At 70.6% G+C, this 12,100-nt stretch carries 11 protein-coding genes; 5 read left to right on the top strand and 6 right to left on the bottom strand.

Features of this window, described 5'->3' with window-relative positions:
* The first annotated feature begins 106 nt into the window (after positions 1–106).
* Complete coding sequence (locus tag RCO28_RS34985; RefSeq protein WP_308945398.1) at positions 107–1,126, top strand: DMT family transporter; 1,020 nt, start codon at positions 107–109, stop codon at positions 1,124–1,126.
* Here RCO28_RS34985 and RCO28_RS34980 read toward each other — a convergent pair.
* On the bottom strand, positions 1,062–1,997 hold the full coding sequence (locus RCO28_RS34980; RefSeq protein ID WP_374991305.1) for a D-alanyl-D-alanine carboxypeptidase family protein: 936 nt from the start codon (positions 1,995–1,997) through the stop codon (positions 1,062–1,064). The two genes, RCO28_RS34985 and RCO28_RS34980, sit on opposite strands and share 65 nt — an antisense overlap.
* Before the next feature lie 247 nt (positions 1,998–2,244).
* Here RCO28_RS34980 and RCO28_RS34975 point away from each other — a divergent pair, with 247 nt between their 5' ends.
* Both RCO28_RS34975 and RCO28_RS34970 read left to right on the top strand, forming a co-directional pair.
* Positions 2,245–2,919, top strand: a complete 675-nt coding sequence (locus tag RCO28_RS34975) for a GntR family transcriptional regulator (protein WP_308945397.1) — start codon at positions 2,245–2,247, stop codon at positions 2,917–2,919.
* Positions 2,916–4,220, top strand: a complete 1,305-nt coding sequence (locus RCO28_RS34970; protein ID WP_308945396.1) for an MFS transporter — start codon at positions 2,916–2,918, stop codon at positions 4,218–4,220. The genes RCO28_RS34975 and RCO28_RS34970 overlap by 4 nt, the downstream gene beginning before the upstream one ends.
* A gap of 111 nt (positions 4,221–4,331) precedes the next feature.
* Here the strand turns inward: RCO28_RS34970 and RCO28_RS34965 are convergent, their stop codons facing one another.
* Entirely contained in the window at positions 4,332–5,156 is an 825-nt protein-coding gene (locus RCO28_RS34965; RefSeq protein WP_308945395.1) for a maleylpyruvate isomerase family mycothiol-dependent enzyme, read from the bottom strand.
* A 150-nt stretch (positions 5,157–5,306) separates the two neighbouring features.
* On the opposite strand from RCO28_RS34965, the gene RCO28_RS34960 reads away from it, so the two are divergent.
* Positions 5,307–6,083 (top strand): carbon-nitrogen family hydrolase, encoded by a 777-nt coding sequence (locus RCO28_RS34960; protein WP_308945394.1) that lies wholly within the window; start codon positions 5,307–5,309, stop codon positions 6,081–6,083.
* Positions 6,084–6,174: 91 nt separating this feature from the next.
* On the opposite strand, the gene RCO28_RS34955 is transcribed toward RCO28_RS34960, so the two are convergent.
* Entirely contained in the window at positions 6,175–6,666 is a 492-nt protein-coding gene (locus RCO28_RS34955) for an LURP-one-related family protein (RefSeq protein ID WP_308945393.1), read from the bottom strand.
* 41 nt (positions 6,667–6,707) lie between these two features.
* Between RCO28_RS34955 and RCO28_RS34950 the strand changes: the two genes are divergently transcribed.
* A complete protein-coding gene (locus tag RCO28_RS34950) occupies positions 6,708–8,498 on the top strand; it encodes an NHL domain-containing thioredoxin family protein (RefSeq protein ID WP_308945392.1) in 1,791 nt (596 codons plus the stop codon).
* Between the two features lie 46 nt (positions 8,499–8,544).
* Here RCO28_RS34950 and RCO28_RS34945 read toward each other — a convergent pair whose 3' ends face one another.
* The 3 genes from RCO28_RS34945 to RCO28_RS34935 form a co-directional block, all read right to left on the bottom strand.
* On the bottom strand, positions 8,545–8,760 hold the full coding sequence (locus RCO28_RS34945) for a DUF6458 family protein (protein WP_308945391.1): 216 nt from the start codon (positions 8,758–8,760) through the stop codon (positions 8,545–8,547).
* Positions 8,761–8,831: 71 nt separating this feature from the next.
* Entirely contained in the window at positions 8,832–10,127 is a 1,296-nt protein-coding gene (locus tag RCO28_RS34940) for a M18 family aminopeptidase (RefSeq protein WP_308945390.1), read from the bottom strand.
* A gap of 104 nt (positions 10,128–10,231) precedes the next feature.
* Complete coding sequence (locus tag RCO28_RS34935) at positions 10,232–12,067, bottom strand: acyl-CoA dehydrogenase (protein WP_308945389.1); 1,836 nt, start codon at positions 12,065–12,067, stop codon at positions 10,232–10,234.
* Between the last annotated feature and the right edge of the window lie 33 nt (positions 12,068–12,100).

The following is a 12,100-nucleotide window of genomic DNA, read 5'->3' as shown; positions in this document are numbered from 1 at the left end:
GCAAGGCGCATCCGGGCTCACGCCTGTTCCCCGTCCCGCCCCCGTCCCGCCCCCGTCCCGCACCATCCCGCCTGTCCCGCCCGTCCCCGTCACGAAAGCTCCTGCCGTGCACGTCCTCTGGTTGCTCCTCGCCGTCTTCTCCGGGGCGCTCATATCCCTGCAGGCCCGCATCAACGGCCAGCTCGCCGCCGATCTCGGTGACGGGACCGCCGCCGCCGTGCTCTCCTTCGGCTCCGGGCTGCTCGTGCTCTCCGTGGGGCTGCTCGCGGTGCGCGGCGCCCGGCACGGCCTCGGGCGGGTGGTGCAGGACGTACGTCAACAGCGCCTGAAGTGGTGGCAGTTGCTCGGCGGCTGCGGCGGGGCCACGTTCGTGCTCGCGCAGGGCCTGACCGTCGGGGCGCTCGGCGTCGCGCTGTTCACGGTGGCCGTCGTCGCCGGGCAGGTGGGCGGCGGGCTGCTCGTCGACGCGAAGGGGCTCGGGCCTGCCGGTCCGCAGCGGCCCACGGTGCGGCGGGCGGTGGGCGCCGGGCTTGTGCTCGTGGCGGTCGGGGTGTCGATGGCGGACCGGCTGGGTGCCGGGTTCCCGTATCTGCTGCTCGTGCTGCCCGTGGTCGCCGGGGTGTGCGTCAGCTGGCAGCAGGCGGTGAACGGTCACGTACGGCTTTCGTCGGGGTCCGCGTACACCGGCACGTACTTCAACTTCCTCACCGGTACGGCGGTGTTGGGCCTGGTCTTCGTGGGGCACGCGGTCCTGGCCGGGGTGCCGGCGGGGCTGCCGGGCGATCCGTACCTGTATCTCGGCGGGCTCGTCGGCATCGCGTTCATCTCGGTCGCCGTGGCCGCTGTGCAGAAGCTGGGTGTGCTGCTGCTCGGCCTGTGCACGATCACCGGGCAGCTGCTGGGCTCGCTCGCCCTCGATGTGTTCCTGCCGCACGGGGACGCGCAGGTCAGCGCGTTCACGGTGGGCGGGGCGGCGCTGGCGCTCGCGGCCGTGGCGCTCGCGGCGGTGTCCGGCTCCTCCCGGGGCGGCAGGAGCCGGATCAGGGCCGCGGGCCGGGTCGTCAGTCCTGCTGCGCGCCGCTCGGCAGCGGACGCAGACGCATCGTCTTCGCGGAGTTCGACTTGAAGCCGTGGTCGAGCATCTTCGCCGCGTCGGCGTAGCGGTTCGCGTCGTTCAGGATCGCGCCGACCAGGGTCTTGTCGCCGCGGGTCGCGGCGAACACGAGGCAGGACCCGGCGGCGCTGCCGGTACCGGTCTTGATGCCGATGGCGCCCTTGTACGAGCCGAGCAGCTTGTTGGTGTTGTACCAGGTGTAGGTGCGGGTGCCGCCGCTGCCGGCGGGCGCCTTCTGCCGGGTGCTCTTCGCCTTCACGACCGTACGGAACGTGGAGTTCTTGACTGTGTGCGCGGCTAGTTTCGTCAGATCCTTCGGCGTCGAATAGTTCTTGCCGCCCTTCGAGATGCCGTCGAAGGAGTCGAACTTCGTGTTCTTCATGCCGAGTGAGGCGGCCTTCTTGTTCATCTTCGAGATGAACGACGCCGTACGCGCCTTCACCGTCGAACCGCTGCCGAAGGTGTCGGCCAGGGCGTACGCCGCGTCGCAGCCGGAGGGCAGCAGCGTCGCGTAGAGGAGCTGGCGGACGGTGAGCTTGTCGCCGGTGCGGAGGTCGGCGGTGCTGGCGCCCTCCTTGGCGACGTAGTCGCGGTAGGTCTTCTTGACGGTGATCTTGCGGTCGAGTTTCAGGCCCGGGGTGTCCAGGACGACGGCCGCGGTCATGACCTTGGTGGTGGAGGCCATCTGCCGCTTGGTGTCGACGGCCTTCCCGAAGAGCTGCTTCCCGCTCTTCGCGTCCGCGAGGTAGGCGCCCTTGGCGCTGACGGACGGGGGTTTGGCGGCGGCCTGCGCGGGCGTCGCGAGCGGCGAGACGACCAGGGCGGCACCGGTCGTGAGGACGACGGCGGCAGTCCTGCGCGCGCGTCGGGTGGTACGGATCAAAGTCGATGCTCCGAATTCGCGTAAGCGTCTGGGGAAAGACACCCGAGAGGTGTCAAATCGGAAACCCAGAACGGCAGTTCCGGATACAAGACGTACGGCCGAAGTGAATGGATGCGCACTCGTGCGGGTGAAAGCGGGAACGCGCGAGCGTGTCCTGTAATCGGCCATACGTGTCCGATATCCGGAACCCGTCCCGCATCCCGGACGCCGGTTCCTGATGTACACCTGATGTATCTATGCTGTGCGCATGCCTGCCGCGCCCTCCCCCTCCCCCGCACCCCCGACGAAGCAGCCCCCCGCCGCCGAGCGCGTCTACCAGCACGTGAAGCAGGCCGTGCTGGAACGGCGGTACGAGGGCGGCACCCTCCTCACCGAGGGCGAGCTGGCCACCGACGTCGGCGTCTCCCGTACGCCCGTGCGCGAGGCCCTGCTCAAGCTGGAGGTCGAGGGGCTCCTGAAGCTGTACCCGAAGAAGGGCGCCCTGGTCCTGCCGGTCTCCGCGCAGGAGATCGCGGACGTGGTCGAGACCCGGCTGCTCGTCGAGGAGCACGCGGCGCGCAAGGCCGTGCCCGCGCCCGCCGCGCTCATCGAGCGCCTGGAGGGGCTCCTCGCCCAGCAGCGCGCACAGGCCGCCGCCGGGGACTTCGCGGCGGCCGCCGTCAGCGACCGCTGCTTCCACGCCGAGATCGTCCGCAGCGGCGGCAACGAGATCCTCTCCCGCCTCTACGACCAGCTCCGCGACCGGCAGTTGCGGATGGGCGTCGCCGTGATGCACTCGCACCCCGACCGCATCGCCAAGACCCTCGGCGAGCACGCCGAGATCCTCGACGCGCTGCGCGCCGGTGACGCGGACGCGGCCGTCGCCGTCGTCCACCGGCACGTCGGCTGGTTCTCCAACCTGGCCAGGGGAGACGTGCGATGAGTGAGCCAGGGATCCGGCTCCCCGGCGATCCGCCCGGCGGCCGGAAGGCCGTCGCGGTCTGGTCGATCGGCGTCGCCGTCTACTTCGTCGCCGTCATCTTCCGCACCTCGCTCGGCGTCGCAGGCCTGGACGCCGCCGAGCGCTTCCACGTCAGCGCCTCCGCCCTGTCCACGTTCTCGATCCTCCAGCTCCTCGTCTACGCGGGCATGCAGATCCCCGTGGGCCTGATGGTGGACCGGCTCGGCACGAAGCGGGTGCTGACCCTCGGCGTCGTCCTGTTCACCGTCGGCCAGCTCGCCTTCGCGCTCGCGCCCTCGTACGGCATGGCGCTCGCCGCGCGTGCGCTGCTCGGCTGCGGGGACGCGATGACCTTCATCAGCGTGCTTCGCCTGGGCACCCGCTGGTTCCCGGCGCGGCGCGGACCGCTCGTCGCGCAGCTCGCCGGGCTCATCGGGATGGGCGGCAACCTGGTGTCCACGCTCGTGCTCTCGCGGATGCTGCACGGGCTCGGCTGGACCGCCGCGTTCGTCGGCAGCTCGCTCGCGGGCGTCGTCGTCCTCGTCCTGCTGCTGCTCTTCCTCAAGGACCACCCGGAGGGCCACGAGCCGCCGCCGGTCAGGCAGGCCCAGGGCCCCGCGTTCGTACGGCGGCAGATAGCGGAGGCCTGGCGGGAGCCCGGCACCCGGCTCGGCCTGTGGGTGCACTTCACCACGCAGTTCCCGATGATGGTCTTCACGCTGCTGTGGGGGATGCCGTTCCTGGTGGAGGCGCAGGGCCTGTCGCGCGCCGCCGCGGGTGAACTCCTCACCCTGACCGTGCTGTCGAGCATGACCATCGGCCTCGTCTACGGCCAGGTCGTCGCCCGCCACCACGCCGCCCGCACCCCGCTGGCCCTCGGCACGGTCACCGCGACCGCCCTCGCGTGGGCCCTCACTCTCGGCTACCCGGGCGAATCGGCGCCGACGGCCCTGCTCGTCGTCCTCTGCGTGGTGCTCGGCACCTGCGGCCCGGCCTCGATGATCGGCTTCGACTTCGCCCGCCCCGCCAACCCGCCGGAGCGCCAGGGCACGGCCTCCGGAATCGTCAACATGGGCGGCTTCGTCGCCTCCATGACCACACTGCTCGCGGTCGGCGTCCTGCTCGACGCGACCGGCCAGAACTACCGGATCGCGTTCTGCTCGATCTTCGTCCTGGAGGCTCTGGGCGTCACACAGATCCTGCGGCTGCGCAGGCGCGCGGTACGGCTGGAGAGCGAGCGGCTGGTGGCGAGCCGGGTGGAGGCGGTTCACGTACCGGCGTAGGTCTTACGTCGGCGTCCCGGTGCGGGTGGTCCGGGGCTCGGCACCTGGGGCTGCGCCCCAGACCCCCATCGGCCTGACGGCCTCGTCCTCAAACGCCGGACGGGCTGGATTTCACACCGTCATCGCGAGGTTCCGCAGGATCGCCTCCGCCAGGTCCTGGTCACCGTCCGCCTTCACGCGGTCCCGCACGGCGCCCGGCTTCACGCGGCCGCAGCACAGCTTGTAGAACGTCTCCCAGTCGAGCGCGAGCGTGACCGCGGGGCCGAGCGACGGGGCGTTGTCCACGGTCCCCCTGCCGTCGGCGTCGATCCGGACCGTACGCAGGAAGTCCACGGGGCCGCCGACGTCGAAGACGACCGCCGAGTTCACGGGCGCCCCGGCCTGCTTGGCGACCACCTTGGGCAGCCCGGAGATCAGGAGGTCCCGCGCGACATACGCACCGGGGGCGTCCAGGTTGGCCGGGGTGTCGAGGGCCGTGCGCAGATCCTGCTCGTGCACCCACACGTCGAACGCCCGCTTGCGGAGCGCCTCTTCGAGCGGCTCCTGGTTGCCGAGCGGCCCGCGCACCGTGGTCTGCGGGTCACGCGACTCGTTCCGCAGCTGCCGGGAGCGGCGGATGATCGTGTACTCCAGCTCGGCGGTCATCTCCGGCGCGGTGTGGTGCCGGCGGACGTCGACCTGCACCTCCATGTACCGCTGCAGCTCCGTCTGTACGTGGTACAGGTCCCGCGGCAGCGAGTGGATCGGCCGGGGGTCGCCGAGCATCTCGCAGTCGAGCCCGATGACGTGGGAGACGAGGTCCCGCACCGACCAGCCGGGGCAGGGCGTCGCCAGGTTCCAGGAGCCCTCCGCGAGCGGTGTCACCAGCTCGGATATGGCCTCTACGGAGTGGGTCCAGGCGTCGGCGTAGGTCTGGATGCTGGGATGGACGGTCACGGGACCCCTCGGGCGGTTCGTCTGTACGGGCTGGCAGGACTGCGTGGAGGCTCGGCCCCTTAAGTTACGCTGCCGCACGGGCCGCCTGCAGTGCTTTCGTGTGACGATCGTAGGCGGTGATGGGTACTCGAATGCCAGGACGGTGGTAGTGTGCGCGCCTCGCTGATCCAGATCGACGTAGACCCCGACGAATCGGTCAATTCCCGCCGCTCCAGGGTGGCTTCACTGGTACGTGACCAGGCCGGGTCCGACCTGGTGGTGCTGCCGGAGCTCTGGCCGGTCGGCGCCTTCGCGTACGACTCCTTCGGCACCGAGGCGGAAGCGCTGCGCGGGCCGACGCACGACGCGATGGCCGCCGCCGCGCACGACGCGGGTGTCTGGCTGCACGCCGGGTCGATCGTGGAGCGCGAGGACAGCGGCACGCTCTACAACACGACCCTCGTCTTCTCCCCCGACGGCGCCCTCGCCCACACGTACCGCAAGATCCACCGCTTCGGCTTCGACAAGGGCGAGGCCACGATGATGGGCGCAGGCAAGGAGCTCGTCACCGTCCCGCACCCGTCGACCGTGATCGGCCTCGCCACCTGCTACGACCTGCGCTTTCCCGAGCTGTTCCGCGGCCTGGTCGACGCGGGCGCCGAGACCCTCGTCGTCTCCGCGGGCTGGCCCGAGCGCCGCCGCGCCCACTGGACGCTGCTCGCGCAGGCCCGCGCGGTCGAGAACCAGGCGTACGTCCTGGCCTGCGGCACCGGCGGTACGCACGCGGGGGTCCCGCAGGCGGGCCACAGCATCGTGGTCGACCCGTGGGGCGAGGTGCTGGCGGAGGCCGGGTCGGGCGAGGAGGTCCTGACGGTGGACTTCGACCCGAGCACGGTGGGGACTACGCGGGAACGCTTCCCAGCCCTCAAGGACCGGGTGCTGGGCTGATGTTTCCAATCGCCGGAGGGGCTCAAAATTGAGCCCCTCCGGCGATTGAGGAGCGGGGGCCGGGGGCGGAGCCCCCTGGGGGTGCTGCGGGCTACCCCTGCCGCTCCCGCTCCGCGAGGCGGATCACGCAGACCGCGACTGCGATCACCAGGGCCGGGTCGGCGTCCTCGCGGACGACGTTGACGCCGTACGTGTCCCGCAACGTGAGCCAGCGCCGCGAAACCTCCGCGAGCAGCTCACCGTCGTACTCGACCGCGAACTCCCGGTCGAGGATCTTGCCGCTGACGTCCAGCTCGGTGCCCTCGACCAGCGTCACGCGGTAGTGGTTGCGCAGCAGCGAGAGCCGCTTGCGGCGGACCGTCGCGAGCGGCTGCTCACCGCGTTCGATGGTCATCGTGTCCCGCAGGGCGAGCATCTTCTTGCGGATGTCGATCAGCACGTTGCCCTGCGGATCCTTGAGCTCGAACGTCTCCCGCAGCCGCATCGCCTTCCCGTCCACGAGGAACGCCTTGCGGCCCTGCTCGTCCTCGATCCAGTAGTCGTCCCCGATACCGAAGACCCGGTCGCGCACCACGTATCTCATGGCGGGAATGCGTACCCGGGTGAGTGAGGTTGGATGGGGACATGGCTACACGTGCACGCGTTCGGGCCCCCGAGCTGATCGGCAAGGGCGGCTGGCTGAACACAGGAGATCAGCAGTACACCCTCGCCGACCTGCGGGGACGCATCGTCGTTCTGGATTTTTGGACCTTCTGCTGCATCAACTGTCTGCACGTGCTCGACGAGCTCCGCGAGCTGGAGCGCAAGCACGCCGACACGGTCGTGATCATCGGCGTGCACTCGCCGAAGTTCGTGCACGAGGCCGAGCACCAGGCCGTCGTCGACGCCGTCGAGCGGTACGAAGTGCACCACCCGGTGCTCGACGACCCCGAGCTCGCCACCTGGAAGCAGTACGCGGTCCGCGCCTGGCCCACGCTCGTCGTCATCGACCCCGAGGGGTACGTGGTCGCGCAGCACGCCGGTGAGGGCCATGCGCACGCGATCGAGAAGCTCGTCGAGGAGCTGGAGGCCGAGCACGAGGCCAAGGGCACGCTCCGCCGCGGGGACGGTCCGTACGTCCCGCCGGAGCCCGTCGCCACCGACCTGCGCTTCCCCGGCAAGGCCCTGCTGCTGCCCGGCGGCACCTTCCTGGTCTCCGACTCGACCCGGCACCAGCTGGTGGAGCTGGAGGCGGACGGGGAGACGGTCGTACGCCGCATCGGCAGCGGCGAGCGCGGCCTCGGCCCGGACGCCTTCAGCGAACCGCAGGGCCTGGCGCTGCTGCCCTCCGGCAAGGTGATCGTCGCGGACACCGTCAACCACGCCTTGCGCACGTACGACCCGGAGACCGGGGCCGTCGAGACGGTCGCGGGCACCGGGCGGCAGTGGATGCAGGGCGAGCCGACGTCGGGCCCCGCCCGCGAGGTCAGCCTCTCCTCGCCGTGGGACGTGGCGGTCTTCGACGGTCTGGTGTGGATCGCGATGGCGGGCGTGCACCAGCTGTGGACGTACGACCCGGTGGCGGGCACCGTCCAGGTCGCGGCCGGTACCACCAACGAGGGCCTGGTGGACGGCCCGGCCGCCGAGGCCTGGTTCGCGCAGCCGTCCGGGCTCGCGGCGACCGAGGACCGGCTGTGGATCGCCGACTCGGAGACGAGCGCGCTGCGCTGGATCGACCGGGACCGCGTGGTCCACACGGCCGTCGGTACCGGCCTCTTCGACTTCGGCCACCGGGACGGCGCGGCCGAACAGGCCCTGCTCCAGCACCCGTTGGGCGTCACCGCCCTGCCGGACGGCTCGGTGGCGGTCTCGGACACGTACAACCACGCGCTGCGCCGCTTCGACCCGGCGAGCGGTGAAGTGACCACGCTGGCCACGGACTTGAGGGAGCCGAGCGCCGCGGTCGTGGTCGGCGACGACGTGGTGGTCGTCGAGTCCGCCCGCCACCGTCTCACCCGCCTGCGCCTGCCCGAAGAGGCCGTACGAGTCGAGTCCGTCGCCCACCGCACTCAGCGCGCCGCCACCGAAGTGGCCGCCGGCGCGCTGCGGTTGGACGTGGTCTTCCAGGCGCCGAAGGGTCAGAAGCTCGACACCCGCTACGGCCCCTCGACCCGTCTGCTCGTCTCCTCCACCCCGCCCGAGCTGCTGCTCGACGGCGAGGGGCAGGGCACGGACCTGGCCCGCGCCCTGACCCTCAACCCCGAGGTCACCGAAGGTGTCCTGCACGTCTCGGCGATGGCCGCGAGCTGCGACGACGACCCAGAGAACGAGTACCCGGCCTGCCACGTCCACCAGCAGGACTGGGGCGTCCCGGTCCGCCTCACGGAGGGCGGCGCCGACCGGCTGCCGCTGGTGCTCGCGGGGCTCGACGCCTGAACCACGGCGGGCACGGCGGGCACGGCGAGCGCGGCGGGCGCGGCGATCAGAGGCCGCGTCCATCGTCCCGCTCGGTGATGACCGGCGGGACGACAGCCCGCCTGCGCCGGGCGATGGATGTGTAGGCCGCCACACCGATGAAGCCGACCAGCATCAGGATCAGACCGACCAGGTCCAGGTCGACTCCGCTCATCTCCCAGTCCGTGGCGAACGTGAGAATGGCTCCTACGGCGATCAGCAGAATGCATCCGCCCAGGCCCATGGTCTCGCCTCCTCGTGTATCCGTGCTCCTCGGGTACCCGAGGACCGAACGGACATGCGGGAGGCGGGAGTTCAGCCCTCCAGGAACGCCGCCAGCGCGTTGGCGAGCAGATACGGGTCCTTCGCGCCGCACAGCTCACGCGCGCTGTGCATCGACAGGATCGCGACGCCGATGTCGACCGTCTTGATGCCGTGCCGGGCCGCGGTGATCGGGCCGATGGTCGTGCCGCACGGCATCGAGTTGTTGGAGACGAACGACTGGAAGGGCACGCCCGCCTTCTCGCAGGCAGCGGCGAACACGGCGCGCCCCGAACCGTCCGTGGCGTAGCGGTTGTTGACGTTGACCTTGAGGATCGGCCCGCCGCCCGCGCGCGGCAGGTGCGTCGGGTCGTGCCGCTCCGCGTAGTTGGGGTGCACGGCGTGCCCGGTGTCCGAGGAGAGGCAGACGGTCCCGGCGAAGGCGCGGGCCTTGTCCTCGTGGCTGCCGCCGCGCGCGTACACCGACCGTTCGAGCACGGAGCCGAGCAGCGGGCCGTCGGCGCCGGTGTCGGACTGGGAGCCGTTCTCCTCGTGGTCGAAGGCGGCGAGCACGGGGATGTACGGCAGGCTTTCCGAACCCGCGACCGCGACGAGGGCCGCCGTACCGGCGTGCACCGAGAGCAGGTTGTCCATCCGCGGTCCCGCGAGCAGCTCCCGGTCGCGGCCGAGGTAGGCGGGCGGCTCGATGGAGTGCGTCATCAGGTCCCAGCCGGTGACGTCGCCCGCCGCGAGGGAGAGCTCCTCCTCCAGGAAGCGGATCAGGTCTCCCTCGCGGGTGTCGCCGAGGCCCCAGACGGGCTGCATGTGCTTCTGCTTGTCGAGCTGCAGCCCCTTCTCGTAGATGGACCGGTCCATGTGGATCGCCAGCTGCGGTACGCGCAGCAGCGCGCGGTCGACGTTGACGAGGCGGGTCGAGCCGTCCCTGAGCGAGAGGCGGCCGGCGAGGCCGAGGTCCCGGTCGAGCCAGGAGTTGAGCAGCGGCCCGCCGTAGATCTCCACGGCGACCTGGCGCCAGCCGTGCGCGCCGGTGTCCGGCAGCGGCTTGACCCGCAGGTTCGGGGAGTCGGTGTGCGCCCCCACGATCCGGAACGGGGTGTGCGCCTCGGCGCCCTCCGGCACGTACCAGGCGACGACGGCGCCGCCGCGCAGCACGTACTTGCCGCCGCTCGTCCCGTCCCAGGCGTCGGTCTCCGCGACCTGCCGGAACCCGGCCTTCTCCAGGCGCTCCGCGACGCTCGCCACCGCGTGGTACGGCGAGGGGCTCGCGCTGAGGAAGGACATCAGGTCGTCGGTGTGTCCGCGGTCGAACCGGGAGGGCGATGAGCTCATGGTGTTCACCTTAACGACGTACGCGGGCCCCCTCCCCGAGATGGGAAGGGGGCCCGCGCAGTGGGGGTGGGGAAGGTTCCTGAAGCGGTCCTGACGGTGGCTGCTTAGAACGCGTCCTCGTCCAGCTCCATCAGGTCCAGGCCCGACTCGCTGGTGGACTGGGCGAGCTTGCGCGCACCCGTGACGCCGGGCAGGACGTTGGCGGCGAAGAACTTCGCGGCCGCGATCTTGCCGGTGTAGAAGGCCTTGTCCTTGCTGGACGCGGTCTCCAGCTTCTCGGCGGCCACCGCGGCACCGCGGAGCAGCAGGTAGCCGACGATCACGTCACCGGAGGCCATCAGCAGGCGGGTGCTGTTGAGGCCGACCTTGTAGATGTTCTTGACGTCCTGCTCGGTGGCGGCGAGGTCGGTGAGCATCAGGCCGACGATGGCCTCCAGCTCGACGGCGGCCTTGGCGAGCTGCTCGCGGGCGGCGGCCAGCGCGTCGCCGCCGGTGGAGACGGCCAGGAACTTCTTGATGTCCTCGGCCAGGCCGTTCAGGGCGGCGCCCTGGTTGCGGACGATCTTCCGGAAGAAGAAGTCCTGGCCCTGGATGGCCGTGGTGCCCTCGTAGAGGGTGTCGATCTTGGCGTCCCGGATGTACTGCTCGATCGGGTACTCCTGCAGGAAGCCGGAGCCGCCGAAGGTCTGCAGCGACTGGGCCAGCTGCTCGTAGCCCTTCTCCGAGCCGTAGCCCTTGACGATCGGCAGGAGCAGGTCGTTGAGGGCTTCGAGCGCCTTGGTGTCCTCGCTCGCGGCTTCCTTCAGGGCGATCTCGTCCTGGACGGAGGCGGTGTGCAGGACCAGGGCGCGCATGCCCTCCGCGTACGCCTTCTGCGTCATCAGGGAGCGGCGCACGTCCGGGTGGTGCGTGATGGTGACCTTGGGCGCGGTCTTGTCCATGAACTGCGACAGGTCGGTGCCCTGCACGCGCTCCTTGGCGTACTCGAGGGCGTTGAGGTAGCCCGTCGAGAGCGTGGAGATCGCCTTCGTGCCGACCATCATGCGGGCGAACTCGATGATGCGGAACATCTGGCGGATGCCGTCGTGCCTGTCGCCGATCAGCCAGCCCTTGGCGGGGTGCTGGTCGCCGAAGGTCATCTCGCAGGTGTTGGAGGCCTTGAGGCCCATCTTGTGCTCGACGTTGGTGGCGTAGGCGCCGTTGCGCTCGCCCAGCTCGCCGGTCTCGAAGTCGAAGAGGTACTTCGGGACGAGGAAGAGGGACAGGCCCTTGGTGCCCGGTCCGGCGCCCTCCGGCCGCGCGAGGACGTAGTGGAGGATGTTCTCCTCCATGTCGTGCTCACCGGACGTGATGAAGCGCTTCACGCCCTCGATGTGCCAGGAGCCGTCCTCCTGCTGCACGGCCTTGGTGCGGCCGGCGCCCACGTCCGAACCGGCGTCCGGCTCGGTCAGGACCATCGTCGAGCCCCAGGTCTTGTCGACCGCGATCTGGGCCCACTTCTTCTGCTCCTCGGTGCCCTCCTCGAAGAGGATGCGGGCGAACGCCGGTCCTGAGGAGTACATCCAGACGGCCGGGTTGGCGCCGAGGATCAGCTCCGCGTACGCCCAGATCAGGGACGGCGGGGCGGTGGTGCCGCCGATCTCCTCGGGCAGGCCGAGGCGCCAGTACTCGGAGTCCATGAAGGCCTTGTAGCTCTTCTTGAAGGACGCCGGGACGGGCGCGGTCTTGGTCTCCGGGTCGAAGACCGGCGGGTTGCGGTCGGCGTCCGCGAAGGACTCGGCCAGCTCGTTCTCGGCGAGGCGGGTGAGCTCCGACAGGACGCTCTTCGCGGTCTCGGTGTCCATCTCCGCGAACGGGCCGCTGCCGTACAGCTTGTCGCGACCGAGCACCTCGAAGAGGTTGAACTCGATGTCCCGGAGGTTCGACTTGTAGTGCCCCATGGCGACGGCTCCGTAAATGCTCGGGAGGCGGAA

Source organism: Streptomyces sp. LHD-70 (genome assembly GCF_031157275.1).
In the GTDB taxonomy this organism is placed as follows: Bacteria; Actinomycetota; Actinomycetes; order Streptomycetales; family Streptomycetaceae; genus Streptomyces.
This window is presented reverse-complemented; position numbering and strand designations above follow the sequence as displayed.

What these genes read in the sequence shown, in the direction of transcription:
- RCO28_RS34975 (WP_308945397.1), top strand. Translation starts at nt 2,245, where the DNA reads ATGCCTGCCGCGCCCTCCCCCTCCCCCGCACCCCCGACGAAGCAGCCC.
- RCO28_RS34970 (WP_308945396.1), top strand. Translation starts at nt 2,916, where the DNA reads ATGAGTGAGCCAGGGATCCGGCTCCCCGGCGATCCGCCCGGCGGCCGG.
- RCO28_RS34955 (WP_308945393.1), bottom strand. Translation starts at nt 6,666, where the DNA reads ATGAGATACGTGGTGCGCGACCGGGTCTTCGGTATCGGGGACGACTAC.
- RCO28_RS34950 (WP_308945392.1), top strand. Translation starts at nt 6,708, where the DNA reads ATGGCTACACGTGCACGCGTTCGGGCCCCCGAGCTGATCGGCAAGGGC.
- RCO28_RS34945 (WP_308945391.1), bottom strand. Translation starts at nt 8,760, where the DNA reads ATGGGCCTGGGCGGATGCATTCTGCTGATCGCCGTAGGAGCCATTCTC.
- RCO28_RS34940 (WP_308945390.1), bottom strand. Translation starts at nt 10,127, where the DNA reads ATGAGCTCATCGCCCTCCCGGTTCGACCGCGGACACACCGACGACCTG.
- RCO28_RS34935 (WP_308945389.1), bottom strand. Translation starts at nt 12,067, where the DNA reads ATGGGGCACTACAAGTCGAACCTCCGGGACATCGAGTTCAACCTCTTC.